The organism is Henriciella litoralis, from assembly GCF_002088935.1.
Lineage (GTDB): Bacteria > Pseudomonadota > Alphaproteobacteria > Caulobacterales > Hyphomonadaceae > Henriciella > Henriciella litoralis.
The window spans coordinates 113,781-130,312 of sequence record NZ_NCSS01000004.1; the positions used below are offsets into that span (position 1 = coordinate 113,781).

A 16,532-nucleotide genomic window follows, 5' to 3' on the forward strand; every position below is an offset into this window, starting at 1 on the left:
TTTATCTACATCCGGAAGAGGCCGAAGCCGCGTTCGCCCAGCGGCGCATTCAGGCTTGCGGACAAGGCAAGACCGAGAACACGGCGGGTATCGGCCGGATCGATGATGCCATCGTCCCAGAGACGCGCTGTCGAGAAATACGGGCTGCCCTCGCGCTCATAGAGATCACGGATCGGCGCTTTGAAGTCTTCTTCAGCGTCGGCGCTCCAGTCTTCGCCGCGCCGTTCCATGCCGTCACGTTTGACGGTTGCGAGCACGGAGGCAGCCTGCTCGCCGCCCATCACGGAGATGCGCGAGTTTGGCCACATGAAGAGGAAGCGCGGGCTGTAGGCGCGTCCGCACATGCCGTAATTACCTGCCCCGAAACTGCCGCCGGTTACAACGGTGAGCTTTGGCACAGACGCTGTCGCGACCGCCGTCACCATCTTGGCGCCATCCTTGGCGATGCCGCCGGCTTCATATTTGGAGCCAACCATGAAGCCAGTGATGTTCTGCAGGAAGATCAGCGGCGTGCGGCGCTGGTCGGCAAGCTCAATGAAGTGGGCCGCCTTCTGCGCGCTTTCAGAAAACAGGATGCCATTATTGGCAAGAATCGCGACCGGCATGCCGTAGATGCGGGCAAAGCCACAAACCAGCGTCTCACCGTAGAGCTGTTTGAACTCATGGAATTCAGAGCCATCAACCGTCCGTGCAATCACCTCGCGGGCGTCATAGGGCTCACGCACATCGCGTGGGACAAGGCCATGCAGCTCCTGCGGATTGTAGAGCGGCTCCTCGACATCCGTCAGGCCAACGGTGGCCGGCTTGGGCTGATGCAGGCTGCGGATGATGGAGCGGACGATGGCGAGCGCGTGATCATCGCTCGCGGCGTAATGGTCTGCCACGCCGGATTGGCGCGCGTGAACGTCCGCGCCGCCAAGGTCTTCTGCTGAAATCTCTTCGCCCGTGGCCGCTTTCACAAGCGGCGGGCCGCCGAGAAAGATGGTGCCCTGTTTGCGGACGATGATCGTCTCGTCCGACATCGCCGGAACATAGGCCCCGCCAGCGGTACACGAGCCCATGACGGAGGCGATTTGCGGGATGCCCATCGCGCTCATCTGCGCCTGATTGTAGAAGATGCGGCCAAAATGCTCGCGGTCCGGGAAGACTTCCGACTGATGCGGCAGGTTCGCGCCGCCGCTGTCGACAAGGTAGATGCACGGCAGATGGTTCTGCATCGCGATTTCCTGCGCGCGCAGATGCTTCTTCACCGTCATCGGGAAATAGGCCCCGCCCTTCACTGTCGCATCATTGCAGACGATCATGCATTCGCGGCCTTCGACGCTGCCAACGCCTGTGATGAGGCCCGCGCCGGGCGCTTCGTCATCATACATGCCATTGGCGGCCAGCGCGCCGATCTCAAGAAACGGCGTGCCCGGGTCGAGCAATCGCTCTACGCGCTCGCGCGGAAGCAGCTTGCCACGCTCTGTGTGGCGCGCCCGCGCGCGCTCCGAGCCACCAGCAGCAGCTGTCGCCGTTTTCGCCTTCAACTCATCGAGCAAGGCTTCCATCGCCTGCCGGTTGGCGGAAAATTTTGCGCCGGATGTATCAAGTGTAGATTTAAGAACGGGCATGTGCCCTCCCTCGGAAAGTTTCTTCCACACCTATCGCTGTGCGCGGAGAATGTCATCCCGGGCGGACACCAGGGCGGACTCGCAATAATGTAGAAAGGCGCGTGCCGTATAATTAACTTTCAACACAGGTCAGGACATCACACATTGGCTGGCATGAGCCTCGACATCGCTCCGACAATGAAGTCTATCCCTTTTCTTGGGGATGTCCCGAAACGCGCGCTGAAGGCGGCGGGCCGGGAAGCCAAATGGTTTGCGCTGCCAGCCGGGTGGGAATTGTTCAAGGCGGGCGACCTGTCGGAGTCGATCTACTTTGTCTTGTCAGGCTCTCTCGGCGCCTTTCGCACGATGCCGGACGGGCGCTCTGACTTTATCGGCCATATACGCGCAGGCGAGCCGGTCGGAGAAATGGCCCTGTTCGAAGGCTCGGCAGACGAGAATGGCGACGGGCTAGCCGATAACAAGCCTCATACAAGTTCGGTCTACGCCCTGCGCGACGCCGAGATTCTGGAAATTTCCCGCAAGGGCTTTGACCGCATCATCAAGGCCGATCCGGATATCCTGACGCAGATGATCCGGTTGATGCTGACGCGCCTACGTGAGGGCCGAAAGCCCAACCGGCGCAATGCGCCAAAAGTGTTTGCGCTGGTCGCGACGTCGCCGACCATCGACCTGATCTTGCGGGCGCGCGCGCTGAAAGCTTCACTCGACCGCTTCAATCTGAAATGCCGGATCATTGATGAGACAGAGGGCCGCGATCAGCCAACCGGCTTCTTCGATGAGCTGGAAGCCAATAATGACATCGTAATGCTGGTGACATCGGTCGGCGATTCCTCCTGGTTCCGCCTGTCGACCCGCCAGGCCGACCGGATCTGGGTCATCGGCCGCGCCGATGCCCGCCCGTCCCGGCCCCTCATGCCGACGCACGATTCTCCAGCGCGGGCCTTGAAGCTGGTCGACGTTGTCCTGCTGCATCATGGGTCTGAGCGCCGCGCATCAAAGCCTGTCGACTGGCAGGATGCCGCCGATGCCGCGCGCATCTTTCACTGGGAAGGCATGCACGGGGAGACCTGCGAGCGGCTGGCCCGGGTCATGGCAGGCCGGTCCACCGGCCTCATCCTTTCGGGCGGCGGTGCGCGGGCCTATGCCCATATCGGCGTTGTGCGCGCGATGCGAGAAGCGAAGATCCCGATCGACTTTGTTGGAGGCGCCTCCATGGGCGCGGTTGTCGCCGGTTGTGTCGCGATGGGGTGGGACGACGATGAAATCGACCGTCGCATCCGAAAGGCTTTCGTCGATACGAATCCGCTCGGCGACTACAATCTGCCGGTTGTCGCAATGGTCCGCGGAAAGCGCGTCAATAATCGGCTGAAAGAGCACTTTGGCGAGGCCGAAATCGGCGACCTCAGAATACCTTTCTTTGCCGTTTCGGCGAATTTGTCCGACGGCACCTACCGCGTGCATCGACGCGGCCTTTTGCGACAGGCCCTGCGCGCGACAATCTCGCTGCCCGGCATCCTGCCGCCGGTTGTGCATGAAGGTGAAGTGCTGGTTGATGGCGCGGTTCTCAACAATTTCCCGACCGATGTGATGCGCGAGCTTCATCGCGGTCTCGTCATCGGTTCAGACGTATCGCGCGCACCTGAGGGGCTGAAAGCCGAAGACTTCGTCAATCCACCCGGCTTTTTCCAATGGGTCTGGCAACACGGCTTTTCGGCCGCCCCGCCTATTGCTGGCCTGCTGATGCGATCGGCTACCCTGAATATTGACACCACAGCTGGCCGCGAACATGTCGACATGCTGGTGCTGCCGGAATTGCGCGACATCGAACTTCGCGACTGGAAAGCCTATGACGAGACTGTCCAGGCCGGCTATGACGCCGCCCGGAAAGCCATCGCCCAAGGATCGTTGCACGAGTTCTGCTTCGGGCCCGGCAAGGATACCGGCCATAGCAGGGTCGACCTTCAAAAGGTCTAGCGATCTTCGGAAACCGTGAAGCCGTCCGCCGCCGCACGTCCAGCCTATGCAGCTTTGTCCCACTCCGGCGCCCAGCTCGGATCAATCAGCCGCATCTGCTGAGATTTCAGCGCATTGATCTGCCCCATCTCTTCCGGCGTCAGCGCAAAGTCATGAATGTCGTTATTCTGTCTGAGATGCTCGGGCGAAGATGACCTTGGAATGGTGATCACACCGGGCTGTTGCGCGAACCATCTAACAGTCACCTGAGCGGGTGATTTGCCATATTTCTCACCGATAGATTTCAGCGTGGCATTATCGAACACCTTGCCCTGCGCCAGTGGCGAATAGGCCGTGACGGACGTGCCGAGCGCGTGTGCGGCTTCCAGCACAGGCGTCTGGTCGATGAAGGGATGGTATTCCACCTGATTGGTCAGGATTGGGGCCTTGGACAGCTTCACCGCTTCGCCAAGCTGCGCGGTCGTGAAGTTCGAGACACCGATATTCTTCGTAAGGCCACTTGAGTGCACGTCGTTCAAGGCGCCCATCGTCTCATCGAGCGGCACATCCTTGTTTGGCCAGTGCAGCAGAACGAGATCAAGCTGGTCCATCCCAAGACGGTCCAGGCTTTTCTCGACCGATTTCTGCAAGTCGCCATCTGCGAATTCGGACATCCAGACCTTCGTCGTGACCCAGAGGTCCTCGCGCGGCAGCTGGGCATCCGCGATGCCGCGGCCAACATGTTTCTCGTTCTCATAGGCTTGCGCGGTATCAATCATCCGGTAGCCTGCCTCAATCGCCTTCGAGACGCATTCCTGCGCGGTCTCGTCCTTGAGTTTCCAGGTGCCAAATCCGATGGTGGGTATCTCAGTGCCGAAGTGTTGGGTCGTCAGCGTCATGCGTATCTCCTGTCGTCTTTTTTTCAATCTTCTCAAAAGGAACGGAAGGCCTTGCAGACAAGTTCCAGTATCGCGCTGTGCAACGCAGTGAGCGCATTTGAGTGGAGACGTGATGTCCGATAAATCCTCAACCAATAGCTCGGCCAAGCTCGGCGTGTTTTCTGTCGTTGCGTTGGCCACGGGCGGCATGGTTGGCGGCGGCATCTATGTCGCGCTTGGTGTTGTGGTGCAGGCCTCGGCGCAGTGGGCCTGGCTCGCTTTCGCCATCGCGGGCATCGTGGCCGTTACCTCTGCCCACAGCTATTCCCGGCTTTCGGTTCATGCCGGCCGGTCTGGCGGCGCATTTGAATTTCTTGAAGAGATGGACCGGGACGGCATTGCCGGCACGCTGTCCTGGTTGTTGCTGGCGGGGTATGTGCTGACGATCTCGCTCTACGCCTATGCCTTTGGTCAATATGTCTCCCATGCCTTTGGGGGTGGCGGCATGATGATGCGCGTCCTGGCTGTCGGGGCCATGGCAGCCTTGACCGGGTTGAACCTGCTCGGCCTTGGCAAGATGACCAAGGTCGAAATCGTGATCGTGACGGTGAACCTGTTCGCCCTCGTCGCGCTCGGCGTTGCCGGTCTTCTACAATGGGATCCCTCACAGCTGACAGCTGGCATTGAAGCCAAGCCGATCTCGGCCAGCCTTATCGGGGCTGCTGCGATCTTCGTGTCGTATGAAGGCTTTCAGCTCCTGACGTACGAATATGAGGAAATCGATCACGCGAAGACACGCTTCGTACCGATGCTGGTCGGCTCAGCCATCGCGGTCGTTTTCATCTATATCGCAGTGGCCATTGGCGCGACGATGCTGATGGGCGCGGCCGATACGATCGCCAGCAAGGATGTTTCCCTCGCCGTCGCGGCGAAGGATGCCTGGGGATCGCTCGGTCTGGTCTTCCTCACCATCGCCGCCGCGTTCGCCACCTCGGCAGCAATCAACTCGACCCTCTTCTCATCTGCAAAGCTGGCCAAACGCGTGGCCGACGACGGCGAATTGCCAAGCTGGTTTTCGAAGACAAATGGCAGTGGAACGCCTTATGCGGCGATTATTGGATTTGGCGTGCTTTCCGCCACGCTCGCGGTGACAGGGTCACTGTCGCAGCTCGTCGAAGCGGCCAGCCTCGTCTTTCTGGCGACATTCCTGACGGTGAACTTCATCTGCCTGCGCACGATCAAATCCGCGCGCATCATGCCGATGACAGGTCTGGTCATCGGGGCGGTGCTGGGCGGGCTACTCGTCTGGCGTCTCGCAATGAATGCGCCCATCAGCCTGGCGGTCGTTATCGCCTATGCAATCGCGGCCTATTTCGTGCGGCCCATGATCCTCAAACGCTTCAACTGAGCGTTTTTACTGGTTCAGCCCGAGCTCACGCTGGAGCGTTTTGGTCAGGCCAAGCGAGACGATCCTGTAACTTTCGGCGAGATAGAGTTTCAGGGCCTCATCGTCGAGCGTGGCATCTGAAAAGCGCTGGATCCACTTCATCCCGCGAGACGCCAGATGCGGCGCGCCCTTACAGCCCTCCTGCTCTTTCAGTATATCAAAGGCGAGATCGGACACCTTGAAGCTGACGCGGAAATTGTCGCCTGCTTCATCCTCGTGAGCGATCGCGAAGACCTTGCCGCCGATTTTCCAGACATGCGCGCCGCCCCACTGCACAACGTGCGTAGTGTGCGCCATGCCGCCACAAAATGAATTATAGCTCTTGATGTCCAAACCGGACGCCGCCCTTAGTTTCAGGCCGCTTCCAGCATCATCACCGCAAACAGCTCCTGCTCATCCGTCCATGACCGCGTCAGCGACCAACCGGCATCTTCTGCCATCGTAGCAAAGCTGTCGAGGCTGATCTTCCGGGAATTCTCGGTGTGGATGGTCTCGCCCTCTGTGAAATCGAACGGCTTCCCGGCCACGATCACGCGCTGGTCCTTGAGACTTTTCAGGTGCATCTCGATCCGGCTCTGCACGCTGTTCCAGCGGGCTTCGTGCTCGAAGGCGTCGAGGTCAAAATCACCGTCGAGTTCCCGATTGATGCGGGTCAGCAGGTTGAGATTAAAGGCCGCCGTCACGCCTTGGGCGTCATCATAAGCGGGGACAAGAATGTCGGGCGACTTTGGCTGGTCCAGACCAATGATGAAACAGGCACGATCGCCGAGATCGGTCCGGGCGGTCTTCAGGAATGTCTGGATGTCCGCATCCTGCAGATTGCCGACAGTCGATCCGGGAAAGAACCCACATTTGCGACCGCTTAGGTCAGGCAGGGCATGACCAAGGTTCGAGGCCATGAAGTCAGAGACGACCGGTTCGACCACCAGATCGGAATAATCTTCTTTCAGCTCGCTCGCCGCCGACTGCAGATGAGACGCGGAAATATCAACAGGAACGAAGGCCGCCGGTGCGTCGAGCGCATCAAGCAGAATGCGCACCTTGACCAGAGAGCCTGCGCCATACTCAACGATGACCGCCCCAGGGCCAATTGCCTTGGCCATTGCCCCTGCCTGGGTCCGCAGGATCTTTAGTTCGGTCCGCGTCGGATAGTATTCCGGCAGGTTCGTAATATCGTCGAACAGGCTGGAGCCCTTGGCATCATAGAGCCAACGGCTGGGAATCGCCTTCTGTGGCTTGGCCAGGCCTTCCAGCACGTCGTCGAGGAACGGGTTTTCTTCGCCGCTATCCATCAGATATCCCTTGCCAGTCTCAGCCCGCTGAACTGCCAGCGTTTATTCGGCGGAAAAAAGTTTCGATAGGTGGCGCGGATGTGGCCCGGCGGCGTCAAGCAGGACCCGCCCCGGAGGACCATCTGGCCGCTCATGAATTTGCCATTGTACTCGCCGACAGCGCCTTCGGCCGCCTTGAAGCCCGGATATGGCAGGAAAGCACTGCGCGTCCATTCCCAGACATCGCCGTATAGACCGCAGAGGCCGTTGCCCGCTTGAGGCGCAGGACTGAAGCGCTTTGAGTCTGCACAATTGCCCGTCGGTTCGAGGTCGCGCGCCGCCAACTCCCATTCGGCCTCATCGGGCAAACGGGCGCCCGCCCAGCTCGCATAGGCATCGGCTTCATACTGGCTGATATGACAGACCGGCGCATCGGGATCGACAGGCTGGGCGCCGCGCAATGTCATTGTCCACCACTCGCCATCTTTGAGGTGCCAGTAGAGCGGGGCTTGCCAGCCTTCCTCCTGGCGGGCCGCCCAGCCATCTGACAGCCAGAGACTAACACCGTCATAGCCACCGGCATCGATGAAACTGATCCATTCGCTATTTGTCACGGCGCGGTTGGCAATTTCAAACGGCTCGACCCAGCGTTTGTGTCTTGGCGCCTCACAATCATAGTGAAACCCGCCGCCCTCATGGCCAATCTCAACGAGGCCGCCCTCGAACCGGCTCCAGCCATCAGCCAGTGCAACGCCGCGCATCAAGCGAGGCTCTGTCGGGCGGAAGGTGGGCTTCAGCGGGTTCTGATCGAAGAGATGAAGAATATCTGTCAGGAACAGCTCCTGATGCTGCTGCTCATGATGCAGGCCCAGAATGACAAGCGAAGTCGCATCCTCTGATGGCGCATCTGCCAGCAACCGGATCATGGCAGCGTCGACATGCGCGCGATAGCCCAGCACCTCATCCAGCGAGGGCCGGGTCAGCATGCCGCGGCGTGGCCTTGGATGGCGCTCACCAACAGCGTCGTAGTAGGAGTTGAACAGATAGCTGAACGCCTCGTCGTAGACTTCATAATCTGGCAGAAATCGATTGAGTATGAACTCCTCGAAGAACCAGGTCACATGCGCGAGATGCCATTTTGACGGACTGGCATCCTCCATGGACTGCACCGTTGCATCAGCATCCGAGAGATCACGCGCAAGTTCGACGGAATAGCCGCGCACATCCTCAAACCGTGCAGCGAGCGTTCGGCCGGACTCAAGCGGGGGTGAGGCGACGGTCTGCGGCATCGATTATTCCTTCCTTCCCGATCCTGAATACAACTAGTGCAAAACGACCAACGTTCCACAATTCGAAGGAATGATTGCCAGATCGCCCGGTGACCTGGTGCAGCAAGCGCTGCACCTCTGCAGGCGGCCGCAACCTGATGTTAAGTATATCTGCGCAAATTTTTCCAACGCGGAGAAACCAGCGCTGGGGGTGACGGCCAGAATGCATGTCGAAATTCTAGATCATCTGCCTGTGCTGGTGTGCGAAACCTGCCCAGTGCGTAATGAAGCCGGCGAGATCGTCGACTATGAATGGACCATGGCGAACCGCCTGATGAATGAGTCCATCCTGCCCGATGGTAGCAGCATTGTCGGCATGAGGGTATTTGAGTTCGACCCCAGCTATCGCAGCTCCGACATGATCCGCGAAATCGAGACTGTGCTGGCGACGGGTCAGCCCGCCACGATGATCACCGGACAGGGCCGAGCGGCCAAAATGTTGAAGACGGTGCTCAAGACAACACTTATCCCGACCAAGGATGGTGTCCTGAGCTGTTCGCATGAAGTGACTGATCTGGCGAAGGAACGAGATCAGGCCATTGACCGGGCCGAGCTTTTGCAAACCGCCTGCGACAGCGCTGTGCACGCCATCGCCATCGCTGACCGGCACGGCACTCTACTCTACACGAATGATGCTTTGCTTGAACTGGCCGGATACGAAGCCGGAAGCCTCGTTGGTCAGCATACAACCAAAATATTTGACCGTGCCGCTCTCAAGAAGACAAATGAGATTTTCAGGAATGCGTCGACGGGTGAGCGGTTAAAACACATCGCGGAAACCGAGCTTATCTCATCGACGGGCGAGCGCATTCAGGTTGCCGTCGCAATGAACAGCGCCGTGTTGCCGGGGCAGTCTGAACCGGTTTTTATCACGCACATACAGGATATACGCGAAGAGCACCGAAAGGCGCTTGAGCTTAAAGCCGCACTGCACGAGGCTGAACAGGCCACGCGCATGAAGTCTGAATTCCTGGCCAATATGAGCCACGAAATCCGCACGCCCCTCAATGGCGTCCTCGGCATGGCGCAAACGCTTGCCGCAGAAAACCTGACACCGTCACAGGCACAACAGGTCTCAATCATTCTTGAGTCGGGTCAGTCGCTGATGGTGCTTCTCAACGATCTTCTGGACCTCTCAAAAATCGAAGCCGGTAAAATGGATATAACGCCGGTCCCGGCTGATCTGCACCACAAGCTGACCAATCTATACAAACTGCATCGGACGCAGGCGACCGAGAAAGGCCTCGGCATCCGGCTACATATTGACCCCAGTGTCCCACCGGCGCTGATGCTCGACCCGGTCCGCGTGCGCCAATGCCTCAACAACATTATTTCCAATGCGATCAAGTTCACCGCCGAAGGCGAAATCCTGATTGTCGCGACAACCCATGCCCTAAAGGGCGGACGCCTGGAACTCATCGTCCACGTTTCCGACACGGGCTGCGGTATTGCGGCCGACAAGCTTGACCAGATCTTTGAAAGCTTCACGCAGGAAGACGGGTCGATCACAAGAAAATTCGGCGGCACGGGCCTTGGTCTTGCGGTGACACGTGACCTGGCCCGCATGATGGGCGGTGATTTGAACGTTGTCAGCGAACAGGGACGAGGATCTGTCTTCACGTTAAAAATCGTGACTGAAGCTGTGGCGCCGGAGCTGCAACTGCAAACCCGCCGACAGGCCAGCCGCCGCGTACCCGCCAGGCGTCAAACTGTGATCTCCGGAAGTCGGGCGCTTGTCGTGGATGACAATGCGCTCAATCTGCGCGTCCTGCGAACATTCCTGGAAATGTACGACATCGATATTTGTGAAGCCAGCGACGGCCGAGAAGCGCTTTCCAAGCTGGACACCGAGACGTTCGACTTCGTGCTTATGGACGTTCACATGCCAAAGATGGACGGGGTTGAGGCTCTCCGCCGGCTTCGGATGTCGAACAGCCGCAACCGACAGGTCCCGGTTCTGGCATTGACCGCAGATGCCATGAGCGGCGATCGCGAACGCTTCATCAGCCTGGGGTTTGACGGCTATGTCTCCAAGCCAATCGAAGAACGCGACCTGATTTCGGCAATCGGCCAGGTTCTCTACGTCACAAGTGGCAAAGAGGTGCGGCTGGCCGGCTAGGCCGTCTCGCCAAACAGTTCGCGCCCGATCAGCCAGCGGCGAATTTCGGACGTCCCTGCCCCAATCTCATAGAGCTTGGCATCACGAAGCAGCCGGCCCGTAGCATATTCATTGATATAGCCATTGCCACCGAGCAGCTGGATCGCATCAAGCGCAAGCTTGGTGGCAGTTTCTGCCGCGTAAAGGATCGCGCCAGCCGCGTCCTTGCGGGCCGTTTCTCCGCGGTCGCAAGCTTTGGCGACGGTGTAGACGTAAGCCTTCGCCGCATTCATCTGGACGTACATGTCCGCGAGCTTGCCCTGAACCAGCTGGAACTCGCCGATCGACTTGCCGAACTGCTTGCGGTCATGAATGTAGGGCAGAACGACATCCATACAGGCCTGCATGATGCCCGTCGGGCCAGCCGATAGAACCGCGCGCTCATAGTCGAGCCCGCTCATCAGGATTTCGACGCCGCTATTCAGCGGCCCCATAACATTCTCTTCCGGCACTTCACAGTCTTCGAAGACCAGCTCGCCGGTCTCGGACCCGCGCATGCCGAGCTTGTCGAGCTTCTGCGCGACCGAGAACCCCTTCATGCCGCGCTCGATAATGAAGGCCGAAATCCCGCGTGACTTCTTCTCAGGCTCTGTCTTGGCGTAGACGATCAGCGTGTCGGCATCCGGTGAATTGGTGATCCACATCTTCGAGCCGTTTAGGATGAAGCGGTCGCCCTTTTTCTCGGCGCGCAGCTTCATCGAGACGACATCAGACCCGGCCCCTGTTTCGGACATGGCGAGGCCGCCGAGATGCTCTCCGGTGACGAGCTTTTCGAGATAGCGCTTCTTCTGGTCATCATTGCCCCAGCGGCGAAGCTGGTTGACGCACAGATTGGAGTGCGCGCCGTAGGAAAGGCCGACCGAGGCCGATGCGCGGGAGATTTCTTCCATCGCGACGACATGTTCGAGATAGCCGAGGCCAGAGCCGCCCCATTCTTCCTCAACCGTGATGCCCAGCAGGCCAAGCTCGCCCATCTTGGGCAGTAGATGGCGCGGGAAAACGTCCGTCTTGTCGATTTCGGCGGCGATCGGGGCGATATGGTCGGCGGCAAATCCTTGCACCGTGTCGCGGATCATGTCCGCTGTTTCACCAAGATCGAAGTTCAGCGTGGGATATGTGTTCGGGATCATGGGCTTTATCTAGCCGCCCTTGCCCCGAATGCCAATGCGAGAACCGCGCTCTGCCCCGCTATTTGCGGGTGAACAGCGCGCGGATGCAGTAATAGGCCATGGCCAGGAAGAGGATGCCACCGATCAACATCAGGAATGGCGGAAGATAGGCCATGATGCTGGACTCATCGGTCGGCTGCAGACCGAACAAGCTGAATTCCCGCGCGCCGCCATAGGCGAAGACCCCTGCCCCGACCAGAGCAAGCAGACCGAAGATAAACACTTCCAGAGGGCTCTCTTTTTTGGCTTCAGCTTCCTTGGCATCTTCCGACAGCCAGACGTCTGATGGCTTCAGATCATCAATGATGATGCGGCCGCGCTCATCTACGGTTTCATTCTCTTCCAGTTCGAGCGTTGTATCGTCGGCCGTCAGGGGCGTCGTTTCAAGCAGGACTTCTTCGTCGTCTTTATCATCGGACTGAGGCTGCTCGGTGTCGGTGACCGTTTCAGCCTCCTCAGCCGCCTCAACGGCGTCTTCCTTGTCGTCAGTCGGGTCGGTATCGACCGGAGAATCGATCGTCTCGGCCACTGCCAGAGGGGCAAGTTCGGCGTCCTCGGCTTCGATTTCGTCTTCAGCAACAGCGGTTTCGACATCATCAGGCGCGTTTTCGACGACGAGATTATCGTTCTGCGCGTCCTTCGCAGCGTCCTCATCAAACGGTTCGACGGTGTCGACCGTTTCGGTCTCTGACTCAGTGTCGGTCTCAGTCTCCGTTTCGGCTTCGACCGGCTCATCAGCAACCGCCAGCACATCATCCGTCTTGTCGACGGCAAGGGCGGAAACGGCGGCGCGGATATTGTCGACGGACGCTTTTTCATCATCCGTCGCATCCGTCAGATCAGTTTCGATCTCATCGGAGTCGATCTCGTCTGCTTCGACCTCATCAGTCTCATCAGTCTCATTGCCGAGGATACGGGTCAGCCGGTCGCGGACATGGCGCGCAGCAGCTTCGGTCGAGGTCTCGTCTTCCGGCTTCGGTGCGGTCGCCGGCTTGTTCTCTTCATTCCGAACGGCTGCGGGAACGAACATGCTTTGATCATTGTCGAGCACAGGACGGAATCGGCTCGTCGATGCGAGCGGGACAGATCCGGTGGTCTTGAGAAACAGCGCTTTTTCATCGGCGCGGCGACGCACCAGCGGATCGACCACCATATCGCGGGCGCCAACGCGCGCCTTGCGCCAATTTTCCATGGCCGAGGCGGCTTTCAGCTTGTTGCCGACATTGATGTGCGCGAGCACGTCTGAGGCTTCAAACTGATCAATTCCGATATTGTAGGCAAGCGAGGCCAGCGCGTCGAATTCGTTCTGGGACACTGGCACAAGCAGCAGATCATTCAGGGCCGTTTCAATTGGGGGCAGGTCAAATTCCTGAAGGATAGCCAAAGCCTCCTTCGGGCTGATCTTCACACCTTCGCGCGCACCCTTGGTATGCCCGTACCCCACGACCCAGCGCCCATCAGGCAGCTTCTTGGCGTGGGATCTGAAGCCCTCATAGGTCATGATCAGTTTCAGACCAGCCTCGGATGTACGAAGTTCTGTCACTGTGTTTGCTCCAAACCGATACAGTCAAACCTCCACGCTGCAATTCACGGGCCGTAAACCATAAGCGCGCGGCTCAAACGAGAATGAGTGTGGCCAGACCGAGGAAACTGAAGAAGGCCATAATGTCCGTAAGTGTCAGCACAAAGACAGATGACGCAACAGCCGGGTCTGCCCCTGCCCGCTTGAGCGCAAGCGGCACAACCACCCCCGAGAACCCTGCCCAGACAAAGGTCAGGAACATCGCAATTGAAATCGCGATACTCAGACCGACATTCTGGAACCAGATATATGCGATGATGGCGACACCGATCGCAAAAATCACGCCATTGGCGAGGCCGGTCAGCGTCTCACGCAGGATCGCGCGGCGACCGGCATCGCCTTCCATCTCGCGCTCTGCAATGGCGCGTACAGCCACCGCGAGGCCCTGACTGCCCGCATTGCCGCCAAGCGCTGCAACGACGGGCATGAGGATGGCAAGCTGAACAATTTGGTCCAGCGTGTTCTCAAAGATGGAAATGATGCCCGATGCGATGAACGCGGTAATCAGATTGACGGCCAGCCAGGGCGCACGCGCCTTGACCGAATCCAGCACAGTGTCCGAGCCGTCAGCCGAGTTCACGCCAGAGAGAGCCAGAAGGTCTTCGGTGTTTTCTTCCTGGATAACGTCGACCACGTCATCCACCGTCAACATACCCAGGAGCCGTCCGGTATCATCTGTGACAGGCGCAGAGGCTAGAGAGTATTTCTGGAACTGGTAGGCCGCCTCTTCCTGGTCCATGTCGACCGTGATGTCAGACTCTACCTCTTCCATGATATCAGAGAGGTTCACATCGCGCGCCGTGCGCAAAAGCAGAGCCAGCGGCACCTGGCCTTTCAGCTTATGGGCCGGGTCGATCACGAAGACCTGGAAAAACTCCGTCGGCAGCGTTTCGGCATTGTCACGCGCATGGTCGATCGTGTGGCCCACGGTCCAGAACTCAGGCGCGGCGAAATATTCGCGCTGCATGAGGCGACCAGCGGTCTCCTCATCATAGGCAAAGCCCTGCTCGAGGGAGGCGCGGTCTTCCGGCGACAGCTCTTCGAGGATACGCTCACGCCGCTCATCCTCAAGGTCTTCGAGGATCGTCGTGACATCATCAGAATCAAGCTGTTCGAGAACGGCCGCCACGGCTTCATCGGGAAGCACTTCGACAGCTTCCTCGCGATACTCGTCACGAAGCTCGATAATGACATTGGTCGGCAGCTGCTCGCCCAGCAAATCAACGCAGGCGGCAAAATCATCGCTCGACAGCTGTTCGAGAAGGTCAGCGGCGTCGGCAGGGTGCAGACGGCCAAGCAGGCGGGTCAGCCAGCGTGTGTCATGATCCCAGATGGCATCGCGGACATCCTGCACAAAGGCAAGGTGCGCCTCGCGGCCCGAATCATCCTGATTGTCTGTCTGCTGTGTCTGCGGCAGGTCGGACATGGTCGCCTCCACTCATGCAGGTGCACGCGGGCACCCGACTTCTGCCTGTTCCCCCCGGGGGATGGTGCGGTCGAGAGGACTCGAACCTCCACGGATTGCTCCACAGCGACCTCAACGCTGCGCGTCTACCAGTTCCGCCACGACCGCAATAGTCCCTCGGGGGAAGTCCGCGCGGTATAAGTGCGTCAGAAGGCTTTGTGAAGCCCTACATGCATCTCTATATGCGCGTTATGAAAGATTTTGCAGCTGTTGAATGGGCCGTAAGCCCCGCCCCCGTGGATTATCAGGCCGCTCTGGACTTTATGCAGCGCCGCGTGCGCGACATTCGTGACGCCGGCGCACCAGAGCTTGTCTGGCTGTTGGAGCACCCCCCGCTCTACACGGCCGGCACAAGCGCCAAAGCCGAAGACCTGAAGGATGCCACACGCTTTCCGGTTTTTGATGCCGGTCGCGGTGGCCAGTACACCTATCACGGGCCAGGCCAGCGCGTGGCCTATGTCATGCTGGATGTCGCCAAGCGCGGCAAGGATGTGCGCGATTTCGTCCAGAAGCTGGAAACCTGGATCATCGAGGCGCTCGGCGAGTTCAATGTCAAAGGCGAGATTCGAAATGGACGTGTCGGCGTCTGGGTTGACCGGAGCCGGCCGGGCGGCCCCGTGCACGAGGACAAGATTGCCGCGATCGGCCTTCGCCTGAAGCGCTGGGTCAGCTTCCACGGCATCAGCCTGAATGTGGAGCCGGACCTGTCGCACTTTGAAGGCATCACGCCCTGCGGCATTTCAGAAGAAGGCCTTGGCGTTACGAGCCTCGTGGATCTCGGCCTGCCCGTGACCATGGAAGACGCAGACGTTGCGCTAAAAAAGGCGTTTCAGTCTGTCTTCCTGTCTCCGGTCGCCGATGCAACGGCGCCCGTCTCGACCTAGCTGCGAACTCTATCGCGTCTGCGCTTGCGCGGCATAGGCTCTCTGAAGTCCGGATCGCCCGGGTAGCGGCCGAAGAAAGGCACGCGTGCCACCCAGAGCAGGCTCCAGACTGCAATCAATGCACTGAGCGGAATGATCGCCATCTGAATGCTCGGCGCTGCCGCTTCAAGAACATATCCAGCTTTCGGAGGGAGCGGCTCTGCGACGCCGCCCGGACCACCGGGTCCCCCACGCCGCTGTGGGGGCGGTTTGCCACTAGCCTTGGCAGCTTCCTGGGCGGCCTTTCTTTCTTCAAGCTGTTTCAATCGGAACGCTTCGGGATTTTCCAGAAAATCCTGCCGCATCTCATAGCGCTTGTCGTACTGCGTGGAGGTTTTCGTCACCGTTCCAAAAAACAGGAACATGCCAACCAGAAGCGGCAGCAGCGGGATCAGCGCCAGCAATTGAGGCTTATCGGCATCGTTCAGGCGGCGCGAATGGATCACATATGACATCAAGGTCGTCACGATGAACACGATCGGAGAGACAAATGTACCAAAGGTCGAGACGCTGGAGCCGTCCCCGCCCGCCATATCCAGCACCGCGGCCACCATGAAGGGTAGCACGACAATGATCACTTGAGCCGCGAACAACATCGTCCAGGCCCGCGTAAAATGCAGACGCGGGGACTTTCCTGTCGGATCGAACAGCGTGCGCGCCCAGTTCATTCGGGCCGGGAGCTCTCGCTCGTCGGTCAACCAGGGGCGTTTGGGATCAATGATTTGTGGGGTTGCGTCAGACATCC

At 59.2% G+C, this 16,532-nt stretch carries 13 protein-coding genes and 1 tRNA gene; 4 read left to right on the forward strand and 10 right to left on the reverse strand.

Annotation, left to right across the window (positions count from 1 at the left end):
* Positions 1-5: 5 nt before the first annotated feature.
* Positions 6-1,613, reverse strand: coding sequence for a carboxyl transferase domain-containing protein (locus B8783_RS00595; RefSeq protein WP_084417839.1), 1,608 nt, complete (start codon positions 1,611-1,613; stop codon positions 6-8).
* Between the two features lie 153 nt (positions 1,614-1,766).
* Here B8783_RS00595 and B8783_RS00600 point away from each other — a divergent pair, with 153 nt between their 5' ends.
* Complete coding sequence (locus tag B8783_RS00600; RefSeq protein ID WP_084417840.1) at positions 1,767-3,587, forward strand: patatin-like phospholipase family protein; 1,821 nt, start codon at positions 1,767-1,769, stop codon at positions 3,585-3,587.
* Positions 3,588-3,631: 44 nt separating this feature from the next.
* On the opposite strand, the gene B8783_RS00605 is transcribed toward B8783_RS00600, so the two are convergent.
* Positions 3,632-4,465: an aldo/keto reductase gene (locus B8783_RS00605; protein ID WP_084417841.1), complete on the reverse strand. Its 834-nt coding sequence runs from the start codon at positions 4,463-4,465 to the stop codon at positions 3,632-3,634.
* A gap of 112 nt (positions 4,466-4,577) precedes the next feature.
* Between B8783_RS00605 and B8783_RS00610 the strand changes: the two genes are divergently transcribed.
* On the forward strand, positions 4,578-5,852 hold the full coding sequence (locus B8783_RS00610; protein ID WP_084417842.1) for an APC family permease: 1,275 nt from the start codon (positions 4,578-4,580) through the stop codon (positions 5,850-5,852).
* A gap of 6 nt (positions 5,853-5,858) precedes the next feature.
* On the opposite strand, the gene B8783_RS00615 is transcribed toward B8783_RS00610, so the two are convergent.
* The 3 genes from B8783_RS00615 to egtB are packed head-to-tail and all read right to left on the reverse strand — an operon-like array spanning position 5,859 to position 8,451.
* Positions 5,859-6,224, reverse strand: a complete 366-nt coding sequence (locus tag B8783_RS00615) for an MmcQ/YjbR family DNA-binding protein (protein WP_084417843.1) — start codon at positions 6,222-6,224, stop codon at positions 5,859-5,861.
* Positions 6,225-6,244: 20 nt separating this feature from the next.
* Positions 6,245-7,183: an L-histidine N(alpha)-methyltransferase gene (egtD, locus tag B8783_RS00620; protein WP_084417844.1), complete on the reverse strand. Its 939-nt coding sequence runs from the start codon at positions 7,181-7,183 to the stop codon at positions 6,245-6,247.
* Entirely contained in the window at positions 7,183-8,451 is a 1,269-nt protein-coding gene (egtB, locus tag B8783_RS00625; RefSeq protein WP_084417845.1) for an ergothioneine biosynthesis protein EgtB, read from the reverse strand. The genes egtD and egtB overlap by 1 nt, the downstream gene beginning before the upstream one ends.
* 202 nt (positions 8,452-8,653) lie before the next feature.
* Between egtB and B8783_RS00630 the strand changes: the two genes are divergently transcribed.
* The gene (locus tag B8783_RS00630; RefSeq protein ID WP_084418317.1) at positions 8,654-10,609 is read left to right on the forward strand and encodes a response regulator; all 1,956 of its coding nucleotides are present in this window, start codon (positions 8,654-8,656) and stop codon (positions 10,607-10,609) included.
* On the opposite strand, the gene B8783_RS00635 is transcribed toward B8783_RS00630, so the two are convergent.
* The 4 genes from B8783_RS00635 to B8783_RS00650 form a co-directional block, all read right to left on the reverse strand.
* Positions 10,606-11,778 (reverse strand): isovaleryl-CoA dehydrogenase, encoded by a 1,173-nt coding sequence (locus B8783_RS00635; RefSeq protein ID WP_084417846.1) that lies wholly within the window; start codon positions 11,776-11,778, stop codon positions 10,606-10,608. The two genes, B8783_RS00630 and B8783_RS00635, sit on opposite strands and share 4 nt — an antisense overlap.
* 58 nt (positions 11,779-11,836) lie before the next feature.
* Positions 11,837-13,360: a lysozyme gene (locus B8783_RS00640; RefSeq protein WP_084417847.1), complete on the reverse strand. Its 1,524-nt coding sequence runs from the start codon at positions 13,358-13,360 to the stop codon at positions 11,837-11,839.
* 73 nt (positions 13,361-13,433) lie between these two features.
* Positions 13,434-14,825 (reverse strand): magnesium transporter, encoded by a 1,392-nt coding sequence (gene mgtE / locus B8783_RS00645; RefSeq protein WP_084417848.1) that lies wholly within the window; start codon positions 14,823-14,825, stop codon positions 13,434-13,436.
* Between the two features lie 62 nt (positions 14,826-14,887).
* A tRNA-Leu gene (locus B8783_RS00650) sits at positions 14,888-14,972 on the reverse strand.
* Positions 14,973-15,034: 62 nt separating this feature from the next.
* On the opposite strand from B8783_RS00650, the gene lipB reads away from it, so the two are divergent.
* Entirely contained in the window at positions 15,035-15,748 is a 714-nt protein-coding gene (gene lipB, locus B8783_RS00655) for a lipoyl(octanoyl) transferase LipB (protein ID WP_233355628.1), read from the forward strand.
* Here lipB and B8783_RS00660 read toward each other — a convergent pair.
* Positions 15,745-16,530: a DUF805 domain-containing protein gene (locus B8783_RS00660; protein ID WP_084417849.1), complete on the reverse strand. Its 786-nt coding sequence runs from the start codon at positions 16,528-16,530 to the stop codon at positions 15,745-15,747. The genes lipB and B8783_RS00660 overlap by 4 nt on opposite strands.
* Positions 16,531-16,532 lie beyond the last annotated feature (2 nt).